23 protein-coding genes, 1 tRNA gene and 1 pseudogene are annotated in these 24,421 nt (G+C 47.0%); 22 read left to right on the top strand and 3 right to left on the bottom strand.

Features of this window, described 5'->3' with window-relative positions:
- Positions 1 to 334: 334 nt before the first annotated feature.
- Positions 335 to 907, bottom strand: coding sequence for a UPF0149 family protein (locus BZG73_RS15070; RefSeq protein WP_077668739.1), 573 nt, complete (start codon positions 905 to 907; stop codon positions 335 to 337).
- Positions 908 to 1,195: 288 nt separating this feature from the next.
- Here BZG73_RS15070 and BZG73_RS15065 point away from each other — a divergent pair.
- Positions 1,196 to 1,283 (top strand) — tRNA-Ser (locus BZG73_RS15065).
- Between the two features lie 72 nt (positions 1,284 to 1,355).
- Here the strand turns inward: BZG73_RS15065 and BZG73_RS15060 are convergent.
- Together BZG73_RS15060 and BZG73_RS15055 are read right to left on the bottom strand one after the other, a co-directional pair.
- Complete coding sequence (locus tag BZG73_RS15060; protein ID WP_077668738.1) at positions 1,356 to 1,826, bottom strand: helix-turn-helix transcriptional regulator; 471 nt, start codon at positions 1,824 to 1,826, stop codon at positions 1,356 to 1,358.
- The gene (locus BZG73_RS15055; RefSeq protein WP_077668737.1) at positions 1,823 to 3,184 is read right to left on the bottom strand and encodes a type II toxin-antitoxin system HipA family toxin; all 1,362 of its coding nucleotides are present in this window, start codon (positions 3,182 to 3,184) and stop codon (positions 1,823 to 1,825) included. The genes BZG73_RS15060 and BZG73_RS15055 overlap by 4 nt, the downstream gene beginning before the upstream one ends.
- A 421-nt stretch (positions 3,185 to 3,605) precedes the next feature.
- Here BZG73_RS15055 and BZG73_RS15050 point away from each other — a divergent pair, with 421 nt between their 5' ends.
- The 21 genes and pseudogenes from BZG73_RS15050 to BZG73_RS14945 all read left to right on the top strand — a co-directional run bounded on the left by BZG73_RS15050 (position 3,606) and on the right by BZG73_RS14945 (position 24,350).
- Positions 3,606 to 4,724: an LPS O-antigen chain length determinant protein WzzB gene (locus BZG73_RS15050; protein WP_108743203.1), complete on the top strand. Its 1,119-nt coding sequence runs from the start codon at positions 3,606 to 3,608 to the stop codon at positions 4,722 to 4,724.
- A 109-nt stretch (positions 4,725 to 4,833) separates the two neighbouring features.
- The gene (locus BZG73_RS15045) at positions 4,834 to 6,000 is read left to right on the top strand and encodes a nucleotide sugar dehydrogenase (RefSeq protein WP_077668735.1); all 1,167 of its coding nucleotides are present in this window, start codon (positions 4,834 to 4,836) and stop codon (positions 5,998 to 6,000) included.
- A gap of 849 nt (positions 6,001 to 6,849) precedes the next feature.
- A pseudogene (locus tag BZG73_RS15035) lies at positions 6,850 to 8,631 on the top strand (MIX and LysM peptidoglycan-binding domain-containing protein); the annotation flags it as partial.
- A gap of 106 nt (positions 8,632 to 8,737) precedes the next feature.
- On the top strand, positions 8,738 to 9,763 hold the full coding sequence (locus BZG73_RS15030) for a hypothetical protein (RefSeq protein WP_235606089.1): 1,026 nt from the start codon (positions 8,738 to 8,740) through the stop codon (positions 9,761 to 9,763).
- Between the two features lie 7 nt (positions 9,764 to 9,770).
- Entirely contained in the window at positions 9,771 to 10,169 is a 399-nt protein-coding gene (locus BZG73_RS15025) for a hypothetical protein (protein WP_131826209.1), read from the top strand.
- A 65-nt stretch (positions 10,170 to 10,234) separates the two neighbouring features.
- The gene (locus BZG73_RS15020; RefSeq protein ID WP_131826208.1) at positions 10,235 to 10,864 is read left to right on the top strand and encodes a hypothetical protein; all 630 of its coding nucleotides are present in this window, start codon (positions 10,235 to 10,237) and stop codon (positions 10,862 to 10,864) included.
- A 46-nt stretch (positions 10,865 to 10,910) separates the two neighbouring features.
- On the top strand, positions 10,911 to 11,462 hold the full coding sequence (locus BZG73_RS15015; RefSeq protein WP_327295373.1) for an HNH endonuclease signature motif containing protein: 552 nt from the start codon (positions 10,911 to 10,913) through the stop codon (positions 11,460 to 11,462).
- 2 nt (positions 11,463 to 11,464) lie between these two features.
- Positions 11,465 to 11,752, top strand: coding sequence for a bacteriocin immunity protein (locus BZG73_RS15010; protein ID WP_077668730.1), 288 nt, complete (start codon positions 11,465 to 11,467; stop codon positions 11,750 to 11,752).
- Positions 11,709 to 11,879, top strand: a complete 171-nt coding sequence (locus tag BZG73_RS16210) for a hypothetical protein (RefSeq protein WP_327295384.1) — start codon at positions 11,709 to 11,711, stop codon at positions 11,877 to 11,879. The genes BZG73_RS15010 and BZG73_RS16210 overlap by 44 nt, the downstream gene beginning before the upstream one ends.
- Positions 11,880 to 11,883: 4 nt before the next feature.
- Positions 11,884 to 12,138: a bacteriocin immunity protein gene (locus tag BZG73_RS15000; protein WP_077668747.1), complete on the top strand. Its 255-nt coding sequence runs from the start codon at positions 11,884 to 11,886 to the stop codon at positions 12,136 to 12,138.
- Positions 12,139 to 12,649: 511 nt separating this feature from the next.
- Positions 12,650 to 13,582: an alpha/beta hydrolase gene (locus BZG73_RS14995; RefSeq protein ID WP_077668729.1), complete on the top strand. Its 933-nt coding sequence runs from the start codon at positions 12,650 to 12,652 to the stop codon at positions 13,580 to 13,582.
- A 148-nt stretch (positions 13,583 to 13,730) separates the two neighbouring features.
- Entirely contained in the window at positions 13,731 to 15,074 is a 1,344-nt protein-coding gene (locus tag BZG73_RS14990; protein WP_077668728.1) for an MBL fold metallo-hydrolase RNA specificity domain-containing protein, read from the top strand.
- Positions 15,075 to 15,566: 492 nt separating this feature from the next.
- A complete protein-coding gene (locus BZG73_RS14985) occupies positions 15,567 to 16,757 on the top strand; it encodes a UDP-N-acetylglucosamine 4,6-dehydratase (protein WP_077668727.1) in 1,191 nt (396 codons plus the stop codon).
- Positions 16,758 to 16,765: 8 nt separating this feature from the next.
- Entirely contained in the window at positions 16,766 to 17,911 is a 1,146-nt protein-coding gene (locus tag BZG73_RS14980; RefSeq protein ID WP_077668726.1) for a LegC family aminotransferase, read from the top strand.
- 9 nt (positions 17,912 to 17,920) lie between these two features.
- The gene (gene neuC, locus BZG73_RS14975; protein WP_077668725.1) at positions 17,921 to 19,099 is read left to right on the top strand and encodes a UDP-N-acetylglucosamine 2-epimerase; all 1,179 of its coding nucleotides are present in this window, start codon (positions 17,921 to 17,923) and stop codon (positions 19,097 to 19,099) included.
- A gap of 6 nt (positions 19,100 to 19,105) precedes the next feature.
- Positions 19,106 to 20,179 (top strand): N-acetylneuraminate synthase, encoded by a 1,074-nt coding sequence (gene neuB / locus BZG73_RS14970; protein ID WP_077668724.1) that lies wholly within the window; start codon positions 19,106 to 19,108, stop codon positions 20,177 to 20,179.
- Positions 20,169 to 20,816 (top strand): acetyltransferase, encoded by a 648-nt coding sequence (locus tag BZG73_RS14965; RefSeq protein ID WP_235606088.1) that lies wholly within the window; start codon positions 20,169 to 20,171, stop codon positions 20,814 to 20,816. The genes neuB and BZG73_RS14965 overlap by 11 nt, the downstream gene beginning before the upstream one ends.
- Positions 20,817 to 20,826: 10 nt before the next feature.
- On the top strand, positions 20,827 to 21,885 hold the full coding sequence (locus BZG73_RS14960) for a nucleotidyltransferase family protein (RefSeq protein WP_077668722.1): 1,059 nt from the start codon (positions 20,827 to 20,829) through the stop codon (positions 21,883 to 21,885).
- Positions 21,885 to 22,880, top strand: a complete 996-nt coding sequence (locus tag BZG73_RS14955) for a Gfo/Idh/MocA family protein (RefSeq protein WP_077668721.1) — start codon at positions 21,885 to 21,887, stop codon at positions 22,878 to 22,880. The genes BZG73_RS14960 and BZG73_RS14955 overlap by 1 nt, the downstream gene beginning before the upstream one ends.
- A gap of 7 nt (positions 22,881 to 22,887) precedes the next feature.
- Positions 22,888 to 23,577 (top strand): acylneuraminate cytidylyltransferase family protein, encoded by a 690-nt coding sequence (locus BZG73_RS14950; RefSeq protein WP_077668720.1) that lies wholly within the window; start codon positions 22,888 to 22,890, stop codon positions 23,575 to 23,577.
- Complete coding sequence (locus BZG73_RS14945; RefSeq protein ID WP_077668719.1) at positions 23,577 to 24,350, top strand: oxidoreductase; 774 nt, start codon at positions 23,577 to 23,579, stop codon at positions 24,348 to 24,350. The genes BZG73_RS14950 and BZG73_RS14945 overlap by 1 nt, the downstream gene beginning before the upstream one ends.
- Positions 24,351 to 24,421 lie beyond the last annotated feature (71 nt).

Here is a 24,421-nt window from a genome sequence, read left to right as displayed (position 1 = left end):
GCGCGCCTCCGACATCATGGTCAAATTTGACAACGATCGTGACAGGCGCCCGTTGGCTCAATGCATCATATCGACATCTTACCGGGGCTTGTGTCACCTACACCAATGGAATCATCGATATATAAACTAGGCGTAGGTCGGACAAGCGCCAGCACTATGTTAACTTGAGCCTTGGTCTAGCCTGCGCGCCTCCGACATCATGGTTAAATTTGACAACGATCGTGACAGGCGCCCATTGCATGGCGCAGTGCAACTGGCGTCCGTTGGTATATTTGCACCTATTCAATACCGTGCTGGGGCTGGTGTCATTGTCGTCAATGACACCTCTGTCTGGTTATTCCGCATCTTCCGCCAACGCCGCGCCGTGGAGGGTTAAACCACACAACATGGTAGGCATGGCGTTAAAGATTTCCTCAAACTGTGCCAGCTCTTCCGCGCCTTGCGCTTCCATGGTGGAAAGCGCGGTTTCTGGGTCGTAAAGCAAGCTAATAGACAGCACCACGCCACCAAGTAGGGCATTACCATCGGTGTTTTCTGGCATCAGCGTTTCCCAGTCATCACGGGTCAGGCTCCAGCCTTGCAACAATCCTTCGGCGAAATCGCGGGTCGCTTGGTTGACAATCTCAGCGTCATCCAGCAAACAGCCTTCCGGCCATTGCCAGGTTTTCTCCAACAACTGCTGACGCTGTTCATTCCAAATATCCACAATCAAATTGGCGTACTGCTCAAACTGCTCATGGTTCTCAAATGGCGCTTGTTCTTCGCCCCCCCACATCACAGGGAGCCACTCGCTAGGGCTAATAACATGAGGCGCGGCCGCCATCGCGGTGACGACACCACGAGTTTGCATTTCGTTAAGTAGCTGCTCGCTATCGGCATGCTGGGTGAGAAAGTCTGCTAACGTCATAACACTCTTATTTGTATTTTGATCAATGCCACGAGTTTAACAGCTTTCGCACTCGCGTGCTTCCATCGCTCGTACACTGTTGCTCAACACGTTGGCGACTGAATCGGGGGGGGGGTAACTCAGTTTTTCCAGACATAATGATGCTTTTGGTGATGGAATAGCCATTTAAACCTAAAGCCATCACCAACAGCTTGACCGCAAAGCAGCAACTCTCTATAGTACGCCCCGTTAACGCGACAGCGGGTAGGTCAAGTCCACCCGATAAAAAGCTCGCGTAGCATACAATATGGTGAGGTGTCCGAGTGGCTGAAGGAGCACGCCTGGAAAGCGTGTATACGGCAACGTATCGAGGGTTCGAATCCCTCTCTCACCGCCATCATTTAAAAAACCGCCCTCGTGGCGGTTTTTTGCTATGTGCAGCGTCTAATGCGTTGTGGTACGGCACCTATCAATCCCTATCATGCTCCGTAAGTAGCGCTCTTAACGTATCAGGAGAAGAGGGGAGCAGGCCAACCTGTAAACCAAATGGTTTGAATACCTTATTGAGAACCTCCGTATTGTAACTGCCCCGATCATTCTCGATATCGGAGAGTGTTTTTCTTGAGACGCCAACAAGTTTTGCGAACACATCCTGCTTAAGCCCCAGAATAGTTACACGCAAGTTTTTTAACGCTTGGCCTTGGGTTAACTCACCAAACAATAGGCGTTTGATGATTTTATTCGCTTCGGTTTTGCGCTCTGCGGCACTTACAGCCATGGTGTTTTTTGAGGCTTTCGTTCGCGTTGGCGAGTTACATTGTGGTTGGTCGTTGCTCGAATGAGCGGCCTCTCCTTCTTTTGTGCTCTGTTGTTGGTTTCGGTTTGCCCTCAGACGAGCGACCACATCTTGTACTGACTCTTTATGACTTAGCTTATTCATAAAAGCCCCCAGTTGGCGAGCTTTTGTGGCAGATGATTAAATCCAATCGCTGGCATCTCCAAGATTTGTTCGGGAACGCCCCGCAACGCTAGCCGCTGTTTAAGACCAATGCATTTGCTTGCCGTCACCTTTAACTCTTTTAATAAAACGTCCTTCGGTACCAGATCAGAGAGAGTGTCCGCGATAGCGACAAAGTCATACGTTCCGCCAACCTCAAGCGGCGCTTTCCACTTTGTGGTCCTTGGAATACCTTCAGGATCCGCTTTCATCGGTGCGAAGTCATAAACAGGCGCTAGTTTGATGACGCCATCAGCTTTTAAGAATGACGTGTTTCTGCCGTGGTTGTCACTATTGCCGAACAAAATATTGAGCAGATCTCTTTTCACCCACTCAATCACAAATTCTTGAGAGTTAAACATATACCCTTGGTCTTGAACCGTATAGCTGTTAGTAATTTTCCTGATGAGCGTTCGGATAGTGGTTTCGTGATCAAGGGTGACGCCAGCGCCTTTGTTCAACATAGAATAGACAGATTCCATGCCCAACCTTTCTATTTGCTGGTGATTAACTTGAACATCAAACCGAGGGAGCCATAAAGAAGGGTAGCTTAAACCTTCCTCCAAGCGCATACCGTCGATGGAGATCGTTTCGACACCCATTTCAGTTAGCTCATGATAATAGTGAAACTCCGCCCTTAGAATGTTGCAGTCGATAGGGCTTCGCGATCCTCTAGGGTACTTGACCAAGTAATGGGCGTCGTAGTTGTGGTTTTCATCTTGGTATGGGTCGATCCATATTTTTTCGCACCCCGCGTGATGATCGAAACCACAACGTAGGACAAGTTTGGGGGCCTCACCGCCAGCGCCCGTTGCCCCACCTGCGGCTGCGCCTCTTTGCTGCGCATAGTCGAGGAAATCACCCGCTCTATTTTTGACATCATCAACAGAGAAGTAAAGATTATCTGCTACGTCGTAGCGCTCAGGCAGGGAGTCTTTTATCCTTAGATTGCCAATTGGCGACATGGTACCAAATTTGAGCAAAATATAATTTTGTTCATCGACGCTAAGGTCTTCAATATCCAAGTATTTAACCCAATACCGTCGGCTAGCGCCGCTCGGCATAATATCGTCGAGAAACCGTAACCATCCGGGCTTGCCCATATCATCAAAAAAGAATGAAACAGGGTGGTTGATTGAAACGGCATGATAATCATCTTGATTATGATGCGCCAATGCATAGTCACTGAGGTAATGGAGCTCCGTCACTCGAAAGTTATGTTGGTGGCTTTTAGGGAAAGATATTGTACCAACATCTGTCCACTCCCCTTTGATAAACGCTTGCACGGTGAGCGCTTCCATTGACCATCCCTCCACTTACTCATGTGTAAAATACTACTCGTAAAGAACGTTTTTTGCAACTTGAGAGTAAAATATTACTCATTAAAAATGAGGTTAGAGTATTTATGAGTAATATTCTATTCATAAAGAAAAGTGACATGACGGTGACGATTTTCATAGACAGCCACATGGCGGTTGGCTCCTATAATTGGCTCAGTTGCTGCCCGAAACGACAGACAACTCCATGCCTGCGTGATCAAAGGTTGAGCAAACACTCATTACAATAGCGCGACCGGCAGCAAAGTAGGCGAAAATAAGGTCTGAGACTTTTTTAAAAGCTTGGCACGCGCTATGATACGCGCCTTATTGTTGGCTGCCCAAGTGCCTTGAGCTTGGTGGGCAGAAAAATTCGATACAAACATATACACGACAGGAATGCATCGTGAGCGATAAACAGCAACCCGTACAGCCTCAATATGTGGCGCCGCCATATTTTCAACAGCCACAGGATGATGAAATTGACCTCAGAGAGCTCTTTGCGGCCTTGTGGCAGGGTAAGTTCACCATTATTGCTTGCACTGTAGTTTTTGCGTTAGCGGCGGTCGCTCATGCGCTCATGGCACAAGAGTGGTGGTCGAGCAAAGCTGAAATAGGCACGCCCAATGTCACCAATGTGGCAGCGTTCCAGCAGCAGGTAAACCAATATCAGCCTATTTTTTCTTATGAAGGTGAAAATGGCCGCAGCCAAAACGAGCAATTGACTGCCTTAAGTGATCGCGAACAGATATTCACACGGTTTATCAATCTGTTTAATGCCACCGAAAGCAAATTGGCGTTTTTTGTGCAAAACGAAGAATTCCAGCGTATCAAAGCGAGTTTCGATGCTGAAGATGCAACGATGGAAGAGCAAGATCGTGCTGGTAGACATTTTTACCAAACTTGGCTAGAAAAATTTAGCGCAGAAAAGCAAAAAGAAACTGGCTCCGTAGTGCTATCAGTGCAATCAACCACCCCTGAGGGCAGCTATACTCTGCTGACGGATTATTTGGCCTTTATCAAGCACACCTTGCATACTCGCTTAAATCAAGATTTAGATGCTGTAGTGAGCATTGAGACACAAGCGCTTGATCAGAAACGTAAAAGCTTGGTCGCTCAGGCACAAACAGCGCTTAAACAAGAAATTGAACGCACCCAGCACGCGCTTACCATTGCCAAAGCGGCGAATGTGAATGCCCCCTTGCAATCACTGGGCGAGCAAGATCTCTTCCCCATCCAAATGGGTGCCAGCGCGATCGAAGCGAAACTCAATGTATTAAAAAGCCTCAAGGATCCAAGTGTGCTTGAGCCACAGCTAAGCCCGCTAATGGCCAAGCTTGATACATTAAGTACGATTGAGCGCAGTGATGTGGAAGTACAACCCTATAGTGTGCTAGAAAACCCAGCCACGCCCCTTAACCGCGACAAACCCAAACGCGCGTTAATTGCGGTATTAGGCACCTTACTCGGCGGCATGCTCGGCGTTGCCATTGTATTAGTCCGCTTCGCCTTCAAGCGAGATTAAGTTAAGCGAGTAAAGCAGGTCCTAGGGCCTAGGATCCTAGGTCCTAGGACCTTCCCCCAACCCCCCCCCACGTGATACCATTTTTCCAGACATTACTTAAGGAAAACCAATGAAAATTGCCGTTGCTGGAACAGGTTACGTCGGCCTGTCGAACGCCATGCTACTGGCGCAACATAACGAAGTGGTCGCACTCGACATAGTGGAAGAAAAGGTCAACTTGCTTAACAACCAGCAATCACCGATTGTCGATGCCGAAATAGAGCAATTTTTAGTGGAAAAACCACTGAACTTTACCGCCACCATGGATAAAGAACAGGCGTACCAAGACGCTGACTTTGTGGTGATTGCCACCCCCACCGACTACGATCCCGAAACCAACTACTTTAATACCAGCTCGGTCGAGGCGGTGATTAAAGATGTGATGGCGATTAACCCCGATGCGGTGATGGTGATCAAATCGACGGTACCAGTGGGCTATACCGAGCATATTAAGCAACAAATGCGTTGCGAAAACATTCTCTTCTCACCCGAATTTTTGCGCGAAGGCAAAGCGCTTTACGATAACTTATATCCATCACGGATCATTGTTGGTGAGCAATCCGAGCGCGCGCGCCAGTTCGCCACGTTGTTGCAACAAGGTGCGGTCAAATCGGGTATCTCGGTCTTGTTTACCCACTCCACCGAAGCTGAAGCGGTAAAGCTGTTCTCCAACACCTACTTGGCGATGCGGGTCGCGTATTTTAACGAGCTGGACAGCTACGCCGAATCCCACGGTTTAGACGCGCGCCAGATCATTGAAGGGGTAGGGCTAGACCCGCGCATTGGCGATCACTACAACAACCCCTCGTTTGGCTACGGTGGTTACTGCCTGCCAAAAGACACCCGTCAACTATTGGCCAATTACCAAGATGTGCCCAATAACATCATTCAAGCCATCGTTGATGCCAACACCACCCGCAAAGACTTTATTGCCAATGCGATTATTGCCAAAAAACCGGAGGTGGTCGGTGTATACCGTTTGGTGATGAAATCCGGCTCAGACAACTTCCGCGCCTCAGCCATCCAAGGGATCATGAAGCGGATTAAAGCCAAAGGCATTGAAGTGGTGGTGTACGAGCCCGTGCTTGAAGAAGACACCTTTTTTAACTCAGACGTGATCAAAGACTTGGATACCTTCAAACAACGCGCCGACGTGATTGTCGCCAACCGCATGGTAGACGAGATCCGTGATGTAGAAAGTAAAGTCTACACCCGCGATTTATTCGGGGCGGATTGATTGTCGGCACCACAAACTATACGTCGATGGTGCCATTGGCGACGATGACACAAGGCGTCAATAATTAACGCCGATGGTGCCATTGGCGTAGGTGACACAAGCCCCGGGACATTGTTGGATATGGGCACATTGCCAACGGGCGCCTGTCACGATCGGGGCCAATTTTAACGCGGATGCCAAATTTGACCTTGATGTCGGAGGCGCGCTTTGACTTGGGTGTTCATGATTCACATCGCTCCGGCGCTTGTCCGACCTACGCCTGATTTATATATCGGTGGTCATATTTAATTTCGATGATTCCATTGGTGTAGGTGACACAAGCCCCGGTGCAATGTCAACAACAATGCACTATGCCGCCTGGGCGCCTGTCACGATCGGCGCCAATTTTAACACCGGCGCCAAATTTGACCTTAATGTCCGATGGCGCCGTGCAACGGGCGCGCGGCGGAAATCCCCCCAAGCTTGCGCGATCGAGAAGGCGCTTATACCGACCTACGCGTACTTTAACATCGGTGGTGCCATTGGCGATTACTCGTTCCCACGCTCCTGCGTGGGAATGCATACGGAATTTGAGCCATGATTAGAAGCCGTGACAAAACCATCGAGCCGCACTTCCTACGCCTGATTTATACATCGATGGTGCCATTGGCGTAGGTGACACAAGCCCCGGTAAGATGTCCACAATGACGCGCTATGCCAACGGGCGCCACGCCCTCCCCGGAGGGATCCCTCCTGTTATCCGTCCTTGCACGCACTTCACATTTCAGCCAGAGCTAACCTAACGGTGACAACAAACCTATCCAAAAATCTGGTCTGTTCAGTAGAATACACCGCCATGGTTCTTGATTGGTGGACAATGCGGTGGGATATAAACTCGTTAGGCTGACCGAACTCATGGCGTATGAGTTTGGGCAAGTAGAGGGCGATATTGAGGCGCTGAATGAGCGAGACCTTGGTAATGTAATGCCTGATGGGGTGAGCTTTTCACAATTCAAAGAAAAGCTTGATAGCGGTGAATTTGCCCTGTTGACTGACACCCCAATGCGGCCCGCGATGGTGCATGATAATACGAATAAGCTCTGGTCCCTCTCGCCAGACACTGAAACGACCCTCTCACCACAAGCCCGCTCAGCACTTATGGCCAGAGCCAATCAATCTGGAGCGGCCGCGGGCGGTGGCAGTCGATCTGGCGGAGGTAGTCGTCCACAGGCAACAACAGAAAATATTGAAGACACTTATGTGCCTGAGCCGGTAAAACCCGATCGCTCTAATGCGCCACCGCCACTTAAGTACGAGTACTGTTTTGAAATCGCCAGCTCGGACAAGGTCTTTAGCAAGACAGTCGGATGTAAATTTGAGTTAGCTAAAACACAGCAAGAAGGCGTGATCGGTGATTGGCAAACCGCGCGCACTGAACACGGCACTAAGTACACTACGTATACCGCATTCAACGAGCCCAAAAAGCTTGTTGCTAAAATTGCATCGGCCTCAATGGGCATCAGCGTGCCCGAGTCCGTGCAGATGAAGCCGATTGGCTCTGGGGTAATCCAAGAAGCCTTTATTCCTGTAACCCCCTCCGTTCAACTCGGCGAGCGGTTGGGCCTCCCCACCGAAGGTTATTACTACCATTTTCACCAAAAGCGCTTAGTGCAAGAGTATAAGCTGCTGGGTGATGGCAAATGGCAGTTTTTCGCCACGCGCTCTAAACATGACAGACTCAACCAGGCGCAAGGTTTTAATCGTTATCAAAGCGCCATACTGGTGTACTGGAAGATTGGCGGCAAAGAAGTAGAAGACCAACATCTGATCTATCTCAAAGAGCCTATCACGCAAGACGCGCTTGATAACCTGGACGACGAATGGCTAGCAGAAAACGGCATTAAACTGTCTATCAATGAATTACTCGCCGCGCCGAAGCAAGCTATCGCCAAACGAGATGAATCCTCTTCTGAAAAAGATACCGATAAGCGTGATGAGTCAAAGCAGCCGACAACCCACACGGTCAAAACCGATCCGACTACCCGCCAACGTGAATCATGGCCAGCTATTGCCGCACAATATGGCTTGTCCGCTAAGCAGCTGTTGGAGTTGAACCCACACTATCACGCTGAACCGATGTCATTGGCCGTGGGTGATAGCCTAACGGTTAGTCAGCCAGCGGCAAAAAGCGAGAAGAAACCAATAGCTCGCTCTTTACCTCCAGAAACACCACAAAAATATAACCTAGCGGTCAATACCCACTATACGTTTGATGGCATTTTGCAGGGGACGTCGGTCAAACCAATAAATCATGACAAAATACTGAGCGCTGAAATTTCAGTTGTTAATTTAACTCAGCTATCCCCTCAAGACGTTGATGATGCATATCTTGTTTTTTCTGACAAACGAATGAGCGTGGAGGACTTTGCTCTTGAGACATATTTATCAAATCAAGAACATATAATCGAGCATGTTCTTAGTTCAAATCCTCATTTGAGACGTAGTTTTAGCCAGATTATTGAAGGAATGCCCCTTGTCGTGTCGCCTTGGTCTGAAGTTCATCCGGATGAAGAGTTTGCCATCAAACAGGCTAACGACTTAATGAGTGAGTTCCTCACCCTTTCAAGTGAACAGAAAAAGTGGTTCGCAGAGCANTGACAAAAGACTGAGCGCTGAAATTTCAGTTGTTAATTTAACTCAGCTATCCCCTCGAGACGTTGATGATGCATATCTTGTTTTTGCTGACAAACGAATGAGCGTGGAGGACTTTGCGCTTGAGACATATTTATCAAATCAAGCACATATAATCGAGCATGTTCTTAGTTCAAATCCTCATTTGAGACGTAGTTTTAGCCAGATTATTGAAGGAATGCCCCTTGTCGTGTCGCCTTGGTCTGAAGTTCATCCGGATGAAGAGTTTGCCATCAAACAGGCTAACGACTTAATGAGTGAGTTCCTCACCCTTTCAAGTGRACAGAAAAAGTGGTTCGCAGAGCATCACGAAACAACAACGAATGCGCTACTTTTGAGTGCAACATCTGGCCTAGATATTCACCAGCAGGACGCAAACACATCTATGCTGGCAGAGTTAGATCTTAACCACCTTTTGGCTGGCTCTGGCGCTGTGATTGCCGGCGCTCAGGTCCAAGGTGACAAAATAAGCAAAAAAATGAAGTCCTTTGCTGACTACTCTCGTCACGTAGCYTCTCGAACGGAGGGGCTGTCAGGACCAAAGCTATACTCTCACCCTGACTACAAAGCATGGAGAAAAGAAGCCCGCACATTTCAGCAAGAGATGAAGTTAATACTGACGGAGGTTGGAAAGCCAGGATATATTAGAAATATACAGACAAAGCGTATCAATAACTATCTAAATGTYGGTAAACGTCAACTTTAYCGAGCAAGAGACTTTTCTAAAGCAATTTCTGGTATTGAAATGACCGCGTTGTATAAGCAGGCGATGTCATTYAGCCGCTCATTAGGTATYGCTAACGGTCTCGTAATTGGAGCTGGGTTATATGGAAACGCTRCTGATGTGGTAACTACATGTAATACCCGAGGTTGGTTTGAAGATACTTGCAATAGAAGCATTACTCGAAATCTTACGTCGAGCGCTTTAAACGTTGCTGGAGGGTTAACCATTGGTATAGCGGTAGGTCTTATACCTGTAACTGGTGGGTTATCTATAGGCCTAATTGCTGCAAGCTCATCTCTATGGGGGGTATATGGCTCAGATATATCTGATAACTTAGGGGTTAGATTAGAGGAGTTTATCTTTGATTGATGTTCTAATGAAAATAGGATTTATTTTATTTTTACCCTCGTTCATTCTTTGGGTAAGCATAAACATTTACCTTTCTATAAAATTTAGAAAAAAAAGATATAAAATGATCAACGGAATGTGCGAGTCAGCACCAGAGCAAGTTAAGGAAAGAGCAAGATTGATTTTTGAAAGTAACTTTTCATGGGTGTTTGCAAGCTCTTTTTTATATACGTGGTATGGATATATGATGTTAAGGTTTGTGTGGAAAGTCTCACGTAATAAAATAATAAACTGGCGGAAAAGCATCAAAAAAAACTATGGGAAGCATGGTAAAACTTATGTGATTTTTTCAAACATTGTAAATATTTCAATGCTGGGGTTTTTTATGTTGATTTCATCGCTAGCTCTTGAATATGTTATAAGTTGATGCCTTATATACTTATCAAGTACACTCTATTAACAATCACCATTTCATATATCATGCATTCGGCAATGACTAAATGGAAAGCATTTTTACCACTGCTCTTATCAGTGGCTGTTTTAGGTTGCAAGCCCGAACCTTACACCTTTGAGGCTGGCTTTACTAATGGCAGTACTACCGGTCGGCATATCGTGTCCAAAATGACGATTACAACGCTATCAGGAGGCCGAGCAAACTTCGCTATGGGTTCTGTCGGTGGTAATCCTGGGGCCCACTCAGGCGGAGGAAAAATAGATGCCCCTGCTTACATCAAAGGTGGGTGGGCAAAAGGTAACCCAGAGCCGAGTAGCGGTTTAATCTCCTATCACCGCATATCTGCACCCATTTCAGATAATGCCGAAGCCAAAATGAAAACAATGGACAATTATTACCAAAATTTCGACCGTGACTATGGTTCGATGGAGGTGATTGTTGATGGCCCAAGAGTTCGAGTGTTTTATACCAAAGACTGCTCTATAACACTTGATGACTGCACACCCAAGGTTGATGCGGACCCAAATGACTGGGTAGTTAAAGATCCTAAAGGAGTGAGAGATGTCGTGGTGCTCTTTGATGGCAAAGGCGAATCTTCTCCGACTCCTTTTCCAAACACCTTTTTTGCCGATTTGGAAAAGCGTAAAAAAGCGAGTGCGTCTGAGTAGGGGTGAGGTGACACAAGCCCCGGCACGATGTCAACAACGACGCACTATGCCACCTGGGCGCCTGTCACGTTCGGCGCCAAATTTAACATCGAGGTTAATTTCTGGCTTTGATGTCGGATGGCGCGCGGCCCACATCGTGATAATGATTGGCATTGTGCTGGCGCTTATACCGACCTACGCGTACTTGGTTTTCCGCAAAACGGCGCGTGATGAATCAGGCGTAGTAACAGGGAACGGAGAAAATATCACCGGAAGGTGGCTGGAGAAAGCGAGCGAAGATTTAGGGGCACCTATCCCGTCTCAGATTGCGGATAAACTCAGAGGGAAAGAGTTCAGTAGCTTCGATGCTTTCCGACAGGAATTTTGGAGCGAAGTAGGAAAGGATTCTAGGTTGCTGTCTCAATTTAGTCGAGCAAACCAGAGACTACTCAAACGAGGTAGAGCTCCGTTTTCAACTCCAGGCGAACACATTGGCGGAAGACAGCGATATGAGATTCATCACATAGAAGAAATTAAACATGGCGGTGAAGTCTATAATGTAGACAATTTAAGTGTCATGACTCCTAAACGACATATTGATATACATAAACGGGGCTAGTTATGGAGCTAAAAGACCAATTACAAGACTATACCGAAGAAGAGTTCTATCGGTTTCTTGAGGATTTTTTTGAGGATACAGATACAAATGACTTGTCGGACGAGGAATATGACAAGCATATATCTAAACTTGCGGAACATTTTACTCGTCTTGTAGAACATCCTGATGGAAATGGACTTATATTTCATCCGAGCGAGGATCGAGAAGACTCTCCGAGTGGTATTATTAGTGAAATAAAAGCATGGTATCAAAAGCAAGGGAAGGTTTGTTTTAAAAATCAGAAGAGATAAAGCAGGAAAGCGGAACTCATTTGAATTACATCATGTTAACGAAATTCAATATGGTGGCGAAGTGTATGATGTTGATAACCTTCGGGTAAATACACCTCGTAACCATATTAATATACATAAGAGATAAGATGATGAAAAATTCAATAGTAGATTACACAGAAGAGGACTTTCTGAAGCTTGTTGAACAAATTTTTGTGGAGAATGTTGCTGAAACGGATGATGTTCTCGATGAATTGCTAGAGCATTTTGAGCTTATCACCGAGCATCCTGATGGTTCTGACCTTATTTATTATCCAGAAAAAGAAGAAGATGCAACACCAGAGAACATTGTAAGAATTGTCAAGGAATGGCGTCAATCTCAAGGGCTGCCATGCTTCAAGGACTAGCCTTGAGCGCAGGTCATTTTCTGCGAGGATGAGAGCTGGCACAATCCCTAGTAAATTTCATCGATGCCAAAATTTAGACATTGATGGTGTCATTGGCGTAGGTGACACAAGCCTCGAGACATTGTTGGATATGGGCACATTGCCAACGGGCGCCTGTCACGATCGGGGCCAATTTTAACACCGGCGCCAAATTTGACCTTAATGTCGGAGGCGCGCAGGGCACATCGATGCACGAGGCCTACATCGCAATGGCGCTTGTCCGACCTACGCCCGATTTATTTACTCGTTCCCACGCTCCTGCGTGGGAATGCATACGGAATTTGGACCATGAACTGAAATCGTTACAAAACCACCAAACCGCAATTCTTACGCTTGGTTTATATATCGGCGATGTCATTGACTAGACTTACGCTTTTCGCCCACTCCCTCGCAAAATTCCCCAAACACCATACAACTCAAACACCTACCTCGCTTATCCTTCCCCGCACATTCATAACCGGTGGATGATGCCATGTTATTTATTACCAGCCGTATTCCAGAACAAGGGCCGACCAGTGAGGCTGGCCGTTGGTTAAGTTTTGATAACCAAAACACCGATATCTCAAAGTGGGTGTATTTTTGCCAGTGCGCCGGGCAGGGTGAATACCAAGAGATCACCGCGGCGCCGTTTATGGCCAAACTGAAAGCCTTACCCGCGCATACTCAAATCCTCTTTTTGCTCCATGGCTACAACAACCAAATGGAGCGCAACATCTTCCCGATGGCGCAGATCTTACAACACCAGTTTGATCGCCTTGCCCCCAACACTATGCTGGTGGTGCCGATTATCTGGCCCTGTGACGACGATGGCCGGCTCGGTGCTATCGATGACTATTGGGACGACCAACTCGCCGCCACCGCGTCAGGGTTGGCGTTTAGCCGCTTACTGGCGATGTTTGATGACTGGCGCCGCGCCCCCGAGCAACAAACCACCCCGTGCAAACGACGCATGAACGTGCTTGCCCACTCCATGGGCAATCGCACCTTAATCAGCACTTTTTGCCATTGGCACCAACACGCCGGGCTCGACACTATGCCGCAATGGTTTCGGCATATCTTTATGATGGCCGCCGATGTCGATAACCAAGCCCTAGAGCCACACCAACCGGGCAGAGCAGTGCTGGATGCCGCCAAACAAGTTCACATTTACTATGCCGCTGATGATATCGCCATGGCCGCCTCAAAAGTGGTCAACGTACGCCACCGCACCGTCACCCGCCGCCTCGGCATGACCGGCCCCGAAAACCTCGACGCACTTCCTGCGAACAAAGTGACGGTAACCGACTGCGACGCCTTTAATGACCAATTCGACCCCCACTGGGGCCATACTTATTTTCTCACCGACGACAACGGCCACCCAAGCCCATTGATAGAACAAATGATGGATAAGATGATAAAAGACTAGAGACTAGAGACTAGAGACTAGAGACTACTTTATGAGCCGCTTTAAGCTTTTCCTAGTCTCTAGTTTCTCGAAGCGAAGCGTCTCGTCTCTTTCCGTATTCCGTAATCTTTCCCTAGGACCTAGGATCTCCCCCAACAAGGACGTTATTATGCCCAACATCTCAATCAATACCGACACCCTCACCGTCACTCACCATGGTGGCTATCAAACCGTGACTGGCTCTTGTCACCAAGTTGATATAAAACCGAGTGGTTTACGCTTGCTGGTTGACTGCGGCCAATACCAAGGTGATGACGCGCGGGAGGCGAGGGTGGGCTTAAATGGCAAACGCATTGATGCGCTGATTCTTACCCATGCTCATATCGATCACTGTGGTTTGCTGCCTTGGCTACTGGCGGCGGGCTTTAACGGCCCCATTTATTGCACCGAGGCCACTGCGGAGCTGGTGCCGCTATTGATTGACGATACTTTAAAGCTGCAACTCAACATGAATTATGGTGATCGTCAGCGGGTACTTGAGCGCATTTGCCAATTAACCGTGACCTTACCTTACAACAGCTGGCACCGGCTAAAGCCCAAGCAAAAAGGGCAGCCAGCAACCTATTTGCGCTTGCAACCGGCCGGGCATATTTTGGGCTCGGCTTATGTTGAATTAAAACTGCCCGACGAGCAGCGCGTAGTTTTCTCGGGTGATTTAGGCCCAAGTAACACGCCACTGCTACCTGATCCAATACCGCCAAGCCGCGCCGATATTTTGTTTTTAGAATCCACCTATGGCGACAAAACCCATGAATCCGTCGCCACCCGCGCCCAGCGGCTCGAGGCGATTATTCAGCGATCACTCGAAGACGGTGGCGCAATATTAATCCCAGCGTTCAGTGTCGGCCGCACCCAAGAGCTGTTGTTTGATATCGAGCAGCTTATCTACCAAAAGCAGCTTGATGAGGCGCTCCCTATCATTCTCGACTCGCCAATGGCGCAAAAAGTCACGCGTCACTATCGCCAGTTTAAAAAGCTATGGAGCAAAGAGGCCAAAACCAAGCTAAACCAGCATCGCCACCCGCTAGCCTTTGAGCAATGCATCACCATTGATGAACACGGCCAGCACATGGCGCTGGTGAATCGCCTAAAACAAAGCGGCGAGCCGGCCATTGTGGTCGCCGCCTCCGGTATGTGCCAAGGTGGACGGATTATGAACTACCTCGCCGCCTTGCTGGAAGACAAACGCACTGATGTGATCTTTGCCGGCTACCAAGCCCAACACACCCTTGGCCGTGATATTCAGCAAGGCAACAAACAAGTGTGTATAGACAACTCGCCAGTCACTGTCAACGCGCAAATTCACACAATCTCCGGTTACTCCGCCCACGCCGATCAAAACGACCTGGTCAACTTCGTGCAAGGCATCCAACCGCCGCCAAAACAAGTCCACTTGATTCACGGCGAACCGGACAGCCAACGGGAACTAGCTGCTCTTCTCCGTAACCCGTAAGCCCCCCGATGCTGCTTTACCTAGTCTCTAGTTTCTAGAAGCGAAGCGTCTCGTCTCTTTCCGTACTCCGTAAGCGAAGCGCTCCGTATTCCAATTCCCGAGTACCGATGACGGAATACAGAGTACAGAAAGAGCATAATCCCCAATGCGCGCAAGGTTTGCTCTTTCCCGTAATTTGTTGCCTAAAAACCCACCACCCCGCCTGCGCAACCTCGACTTTTTGGCGCTAGGCCTTTTGCCTACAAAAATTAGCAGGTAAACTCATAACCCATTAAAATTCACCGGCTGTGCGCCTTGCGCAGCCACACAACAATTTAGCTATGCGCACAGGGGGAGCGACACCTCATGGCGGTAGCGTGGGTAAATCATTATTCGACAATCTATGGCAAGTACTCTAGCCGCGGTCTTTATCGTTTTTCTATGCTATGCCTACCAGAATCTGCTTTTTAATAATTGCCTTCAACAATGATTGCCAAGAAGAATAGGGAACCAATGGATAACATTTTACAACTCATCGGTCGTGAGGAAGCGCTTTTTTCCTCAGACATAGAAAGCGCAAGCGCTGAACTTGAGCGGATTGTCGCTTCATCACGCTTTCTCGTTTTGGGTGGCGCAGGCTCGATTGGGCAAGCGGTCACTAAAGAAATCTTCAAGCGTCACCCTAAAAAGCTGCATGTTGTTGATATTAGTGAAAACAATCTGGTTGAGCTGGTAAGAGATGTGCGCAGTGCAATCGGCTATATCACTGGTGATTTCCAAACGTTCGCACTTGATATTGGCTCGCTTGAGTATGATGCATTTATTAAAGCTGATGGTCAGTACGATTACGTCTTGAACCTGTCGGCACTCAAGCATGTTCGGAGTGAAAAAGATCCTTTCACGTTGATGCGAATGATCGAAACCAACGTGTTTAACACCAATAAAACGGTCGACCAAGCGGCTAAAATGGGTGCAAAAAAATATTTTTGCGTCTCTACCGATAAGGCCGCCAACCCAGTTAATATGATGGGTGCATCAAAGCGTATTATGGAAATGTTCCTCATGCGTAGCAGTGAAAAGCTCCCCATTTCAACCGCACGCTTTGCCAACGTGGCATTTTCTGACGGCTCCCTGCTTCATGGCTTTAATCAGCGGTTGCTGAAAAAACAACCCATTGTCGCCCCCAACGATATCAAGCGTTATTTCGTGACGCCGCAGGAGTCCGGTGAGCTTTGCTTAATGTCGTGTATTTTTGGTGAAAATCGCGACATTTTCTTTCCCAAATTGAGTGAGTCTTTACACCTCATTTCGTTCGCAGATATCGCGGTTAAGTACTTAGAATATAGAGGCTATCGACCTCACTTGTGCGACAATGAAGAAGAAGCGCGAGCGCTTGCGAAGACGCTTCCAGCACAAGGTAAATGGCCTTGTCTGTTTACTGAGAGCGACACAACGGGTGAGAAGGACTTTGAAGAGTTTTTCACTGATAACGAGACGCTAGATATGGTCCACTTCCAGCATCTTGGCATCATAAAAAATGAACCACATTACCAAAATGCCTTGTTAGCCCTTTTTGAAGAAGAGATCGGCGAGATGAAGCGACAACAATCGTGGACGAAAGCGGACATTGTTGCCTTGTTCTTTAAGATGATCCCGGGCTTTGGGCATAAAGAAACGGGTAAATACTTAGATGGAAAAATGTAAGGTGCACCATGGCGTCTGATCAGTTAGTTGAGTTTGTGCGGGAGCTCTACCAAACCAATGAATTTATTCCGCTTCATGCCCCGACATTTAATGGCAATGAAAAGGCCTATGTGGCCGACACTATCGACAGTACATTTGTCTCCAGTGTGGGTAAATATGTGGCGCAATTCGAAAATCATATTGCCAGTTTTACCGGGAGCCCACGAGCTGTCGCAACGGTTAACGGCACCGCCGCGCTGCATACGGCATTGCATATTGCTGGCGTGACACGTGGCGATTTAGTGATCACGCAAGCCCTGACCTTTGTGGCAACCTGCAACGCCATCTATCATATGGGCGCAGAGCCATTATTTATTGATGTGTCTCCGATTAGTTTAGGGCTTTGTCCAAAAGCTATGGATCTTTACTTGCAAGAACATGCCGAGCTAACCGAGCAAGGCTGTATTCATCGAGAAACCAAGCAGACTATCAAAGCGGCAGTGCCGATGCACACCTTTGGGCATCCCGTTGAGCTTGATGAGCTGGTGGCAGTGTGTGAAAAGTGGCATATCGCGCTAGTAGAGGATGCAGCGGAAAGTCTAGGCTCATACTACAAAGGTAGACATACTGGCACCTTTGGGCAGTGCAGTGCACTCAGCTTTAATGGCAACAAAATTATCACAACCGGTGGCGGTGGTATGGTGCTGTGCGCCAGTGACGATCTTGGTCAGCGCGCGAAGCATGTCACCACAACAGCTAAAGTGCCGCACCCTTATGAGTTTTATCATGACGAGCCAGGGTTTAACTATCGGATGCCAAACTTGAACGCTGCACTCGGTTACGCACAAATGGAAGTGTTGGAAAGCTATTTAGCCAAAAAGCGGCATCTTGCTCAGCAGTATCAAGCCTTTTTTGCCAATAGTGATGTAAGGTTCATTACTGAGCCTGCGTATGCTTCATCAAACTATTGGTTAAACGCGATTTTGTGTCCTGATCAGGAAACCCGAAATACATTGCTTTCTGAGACGAACGACGCTGGCGTAATGACACGGCCTATCTGGCAGTTAATGCACCGATTACCAATGTTTAAGCATGCGTTACGTGGCGATCTCACACAGTCAGAGTTTATTGAGGCACACTTGGTTAATCTGCCCAGTACACCCATTAGTGGATAGCTAAACGCGATGAGTAAAGACATTAAAAAAATCGCCGTTTTCACTGGAACACGCGCGGAGTATGGCCTGCTTTACTGGCTTTTGCATGATATTCAATGTGATTCGGAACTGCAGCTGCAGTTAATTGTCTCAGGTTCTCATTTATCACCGGAATTTGGTGAAACCTACAAGCAAATTGAAAAAGACGGTTTTTATATTGATGAAAAGATTGAAATTCTGCTTTCATCTGATTCAGCCGTTGGCACAGCCAAAAGTATTGGAGTGGGTATTCTTGGGTTTTCTGACGCGTTGAGTCGGTTATCTCCTGATGCGGTCGTGATCCTTGGCGATCGTTTTGAAGCCTTAGCGGCAGCGCAAACGGCGATGATATTACGTATCCCAATCATTCACCTTCATGGCGGAGAGATCACCGAAGGGGCCTATGATGATGCGATTCGCCATGCCATCACGAAGCTTAGTTACTTACATGGCACGTCGACTGAGGCTTATCGCCAACGCGTTATCCAGTTAGGCGAGGCGCCAGCGCGAGTCAAAAATGTAGGTGCAATTGGACTCGATCACCTTAAACGCGCTCAGTTTATGGCGGTATCAGACTTATCGGCTTCACTTAACTTCGAACTCAACAAGCCGTACTTCTTGGTGACTTATCATCCCGTTACGTTAGGAGAAGAGTCACCTGAAGCAAGTTTTCAAGCGTTACTTGATGCACTTGATGCGTATCCAGACTATCAAGTCATACTCACTTATCCGAACGCTGACGATGGTGGCCGGAAAATTGTCCCTATGCTTGAAGCCTATGCAGCGGCTAATCCTGAACGTGTGCTGGCTATCCCATCGTTAGGGCAAGTACGCTACCTCAGCGCGGTTAAGCATGCGTGTGCTGTTATCGGCAATTCATCGAGTGGCATTATCGAAGTCCCCGCTTTTGACATACCGACGGTGAATATTGGTGTGCGGCAGCAAGGACGTTTGGCTGCTAATAGCGTCTTGCATTGCGCTGCCATTCAATCAGCGATTGAGCGCACCATTAAAACGGCGATTACAAGAAGCTACAAAACGGATAGTCAAGCCATTGAAAATCCGTATGGAAAAGGTGACACCAGTAAAAAAGTCATTGAGATGATTAAGTCACTGAATTTCAACCCTTCTAAATCGTTTTATGATTTACCTTTTAAACCAACTGAATGAGGTTGTATGACGTTAATTATTGCCGAAGCGGGTGTCAATCATAATGGTGAGGAGGCGCTAGCATTCCAACTTGTGGACGCTGCACACCAAGCCGGTGCAGACATTGTGAAGTTTCAAACCTTTAAAGCAAAAAGTCTCGTGACAGAGCACGCTGTACAAGCTGACTACCAAGTAGCAAATACAAAGAAGGAAGAGTCGCAACTTTCTATGCTGAGCCGGCTTGAACTTTCTTATGCAGCTCATCACCAGTTGGTCAAGCATTGCAAGTCGCTGGGTATCGAGTTTCTGTCGACGGCATTTGATTCTGAAAGCTTGGATTTTCTTGTTAATGACCTCGGTTTAAAGCGGCTCAAGTTACCCTCTGGTGAATTAACGAATGCGCCTCTGGTGCTGGAGCATGCGCGGACTGGGTGTGATCTGATTGTTTCAACCGGCATGGCAACCTTATCGGAGGTTGAGATGGCGCTGGGCGTGATTGCGTTTGGTTACACGGCACCCACAGATGCCGTCCCCTCACTAACGGCTTTTCAGCAGGCTTATGCGTCAGAAGCGGGGCAGGCAGCGCTGAGAGAAAAAGTCACTCTTTTACACTGTACTACTGAATATCCCGCACCGGTCGCTGAAATCAATCTCAAAGCAATGGACACCCTCGGTCGTGCCTTTGGATTATCGGCTGGCTATTCTGACCACAGTGAAGGGATCACGGTTCCTATTGCCGCCGCCGCGCGTGGCGCCGTATTGATCGAAAAGCATTTTACTTTAGATAAAAATATGGAAGGGCCCGATCATCAAGCATCTTTAGAACCGGATGAACTTGGCAATATGGTTAAAGCTATCCGAGATGTCGAGGCAGCCCTTGGCTCCGGGGTTAAGTCTCCTACCGTGTCAGAGGCTAAAAATAAAGCGGTCGCGCGAAAAAGCTTAGTGGCTCGCCAAGCTATATCGGTGGGTGAGGCTTTTAACGCAGACAATGTCACCATCAAGCGTCCGGGAACAGGGCTACCTCCGTCTCGATATTGGGACTTGCTTGATTGCAAAGCTCGCCAAGATTACCAGCCCGGAGATTTGATTGTTGAATAACAAGAAACCACTCATCATGATTGGTGGTGGCGGGCACGCCAGTGTGTTAGCTGACATATTAATGGGGCAAGGGCGTGAAATTATCGCAGTAATCAGTCCCGATGACGTTAGCGAACGGCCAATTTTTGATGGTGTTGCGCATTTTCAGAGTGACGATGCAATCGATAAGTTTTCAGCAGCGGATGTAAAACTGGTGAACGGTATTGGTTTTTTGCCTCGATCGCCGCTACGTCAAAAGCTATACCAGCGTTACTCGGCTCTAGGGTATGAATTTGAAACAATCATTGCGAGTGATGCGTACATCTCCCCATACGCAAGTATTGCGCCGAGTGCACAGATTTTAACCAGAGGGGTTATTCAAACAGGCGCGACGATCGGCGAAAATACGATCATTAACACGGGCGCGCTGGTTGAACATGATTGTTACATATCGGCACATAACCATATTGCGCCAAATGCGGTTCTATGTGGACAAGTGACGACCGGTGAGGGCGTTTTTATCGGTGCTAATGCGACGATCCTGCAAAATATCAGTATTAAAAATGATGCTATTGTCGCTGCGGGGGCGACTTTAACGATGTGCTTGGATAAAAATACCACACATTACCCAATTCGCAGCACTGAAAAGTACACGTAAAAGGTTCTTTATGAGTTATCGCTGGCAAAATACACTTATATCAACAAACAGCACAATCAAAGATGCATTAAAAATCATCGATAGCGAAGCGCTACGTGTAGCCTTAGTTGTGGAGTCTGATAACCGTTTGGTAGGTATCATCACGGATGGTGATATTCGTCGCGGGTTACTCAATAATGTCACCTTGGATTCCTTGGTCACGGCAGTTATGAATCCATCACCCACAACAGCATCTGCCTCGACGCCCCGCGCTGAATTAGAAGAAATAATGCAAGAGAAAGGGATTTTGTCAATCCCGTTGCTGGATAGTGACCAGCAATTAGTTGAGTTAGCGCTACTGAACGCTCCACAAAAGCCAATTTATCAAAATCCTGTTTTTATTATGGCGGGGGGATTTGGCACGCGTTTAAAGCCCTTGACAGACGATTGTCCAAAACCGATGTTAAAAGTGGGTGATAAGCCTATTTTGGAAACGGTCATCCGCAATTTTACTAAAGCGGGCTTTGTTAACTTTTATATATCCACCCATTACATGCCAGAGCGGATCAGTGCGCACTTTGGTGATGGCAAGTGGTTAGGGGTGAATATTACCTATGTCCACGAAGAATCGCCATTGGGGACGGGAGGCGCATTAGGCTTGCTTCCAAGTGATTTACCTATTGGCCTTCCGCTTATTATGATCAATGGCGATGTATTGACCAATGTAGACTTTGAGCGATTGTTAGCATTTCACAACGACAATAATGCCGATGCGACCATGTGTGTGAGGGAGTACGAGTACCAAATTCCTTATGGCGTTATCGAAGGTGAACACTGTAAGGTGACGAGCATGGTCGAAAAGCCCGTTCAACGGTTTTTTGTCAATGCGGGCGTTTATGTTGTGGCACCTCATGTGGTCCAATCAGTTCCGAAAAATCAACATATCGATATGCCCACGCTTTTAGAGCAACATATGGAAGAGAAAAATCAAGTTTTCATGTTCCCCATCCACGAGTATTGGTTAGATATTGGGCGAATGGATGATTTTAATCGTGCGCAAGTGGATATTCAGACCATAGGGTTAGATTAATGGAACGCATTGCAGTTATTGGTTTGGGTAATATCGCTATCCGTCATCGCCGAAATTTAAAACAGCTTTTTCCGAATGCAAAGCTTTATGCGATGTCAGCCAGTGGCAGGATACCACAAGAGCCTGTGAATGATGCTGATTATATAGTCGCTTCTATCGATGCTTTAATTGAACAGCAACCCCAATTAGTGATTGTTGCTTCACCCGCGACTTTTCATACCTTACATGCAACTCCCCTCATTAAAGTTGGAATCCCTATCCTTATTGAGAAGCCAGTGACGTCAAATCTTGATGATCTAAAGCAACTAGAAGAAGCTGCGAATCAAAATAAGACACCATTAGCAGTCGGTTTCTGTATGCGCTATTTGTCTTCTGCCGTTGAGATGAAAAGATTGCTTGACTCTGGCATCTTGGGCCAGCTCTATCATGCTCATATCGAGGTTGGCCAATATTTACCAGATTGGCGGCCAAACAAAGATTACCGAGAAAGTGTCTCTGCAAGGTCAGACTTAGGTGGTGGTGCATTACTTGAGCTTAGTCATGAATTAGATTATGCCCAATGGTTACTTGGCAAACTTACATTAGAGCACGCGATTTTACGTCGTGGTGACGAGTTAGGGTTAGACGTTGAAGACAGTGCCGATATGTTGCTTAGCACTGACCAACAAGCGGTTGTACATCTTCACCTGGATTTTTTGCAGCGTAAACCGTATCGACAGTGTCGCTTTGTTGGTAGCAAAGGTGTACTAGAGTGGGATTTAATTGGCAATGAAATCCGCCTCGTCTCTACTCAAGGCGATCAGGTGCTATATAGCGAGCCAACGTGGGACAAAAATAAAATGTATACAACAATGGTCTCTGATTTTATTCGGTTGATTAACGATCAACCTAATCACAGCGTCTCTTTTACCGAGGCTGCACAAAGTATCACTTTGATCGAACAAATAAAACGACGTTATCCAATTACTGTAACGTCAGATGAGGTAACAGGATAATTATCTAATGACAAATCATGCTTTCATTTTTGCTCGAGGCGGTTCTAAAGGGTTGCCGGGCAAAAATATTAGGCCACTGGCAGGTAAGCCTTTGATCCAGTATTCAATTGATGTTGCACTAGCTGCTCCGTCTATTGACCAAGTATTTGTCTCTACCGATGATGCTGAGATTGCTGAAGTAGCTAAAAAAGGCGGTGCAATTGTCATCGACCGCCCTGAGGTACTGGCAAATGACACGAGCCCAGAATGGCTTTCCTGGCGTCATGCTATAGAATGGGTTAGCGAGCACCATGGCGAATTTAAAGGTTTTGTTAGCTTACCGGCAACCAGTCCGTTAAGAAGCATTGACGATGTCGAAAATGCAATCACTAAACTTGTAACCGAAAAAGCCAATATGTGTATCTCCGTTACACCAGCTAGCCGGAGTCCGTTTTTTAATATGGTCAAGCAGACAGGCTCAGGGATGGTAGAACTCGTTAACAAACCAATTAGTGACGTAACTCGTAGACAAGATGCGCCTGAGGTATTTGATATCACCACAGTTGCTTATGTTTCTACTCCCGACTTTGTTCTGAATAACTACGGCATTTTTTCTGGTACTGTAACCAGTATTGAAGTACCTAAAGAGCGAGCTGTAGATATCGATGATATTTACGATTTTATGTTGGCAGAAGTCATTATGGGGGCTAGCAAATAATGGAAAACCTATTGAGCAATAAAACTATTTTGGTTGTTGGTGCTGGTGGGCTCTTGGGTAGTCATTTAGTCCCGGCCTTACTTAAACAAAATGCAACAGTTATCGCGGCGGACATTAGCCTAGATCCAATGCGTGAACGTTTAGCTGCGTTAGGCGTTAACACTCTAGAGGGAAAGCTCACTTTTAGTGAATTAGATATCACGAATGAAGCAAGTATGAAACGCTTTTTTGAAGAACAGAATGATCAGATAGACGGTGCCGTCAACACCACATACCCGCGCAATAAAACCTATGGTAAGCATTTTTTTGATGTGAGTTTGGATAGTTTTAACGAGAATTTGTCTCTACATCTGGGGAGTGCATTTCTTTTTACCCAGCAATGTGCTGCGTACTTCAAGCGCGAACAAAATCCTTTTTCTCTAGTGAATATTTCGTCTGTTTATGGTGTAGTTGCACCTAGATTTGAAATATATGACCACACGACTATGACCATGCCAGTCGAATACGCAGCAATAAAATCTGCTATTTTACATCTCAATAAATATGCGGTGTCTTACGTGAACGATAGTCGTTTTCGAATTAACAGCGTCAGCCCTGGTGGTATTTTTGATGGCCAACCAGAAGCATTTTTACAAGCATACAAGGATAAAACGCATGGAGCCGGTATGCTAGATGTGGATGAAACTGTTGGTTCTGTTTTGTTTTTTCTTTCGGAACAATCCAAATACGTGACAGGTCAAAACATCATAGTAGATGATGGATTTAGTTTATAAAACAGGATTAATGTAGTGAAAAAAACAATGATATTTATTGGCTGGATGCTTTCCTTCATAAGGTATCACAA

This window comes from Salinivibrio siamensis (assembly GCF_001996005.1).
GTDB lineage: Bacteria > Pseudomonadota > Gammaproteobacteria > Enterobacterales > Vibrionaceae > Salinivibrio > Salinivibrio siamensis.
Note: the sequence above shows the minus strand (reverse complement) of the source record. Positions and strands in the feature narration are given on the sequence as shown.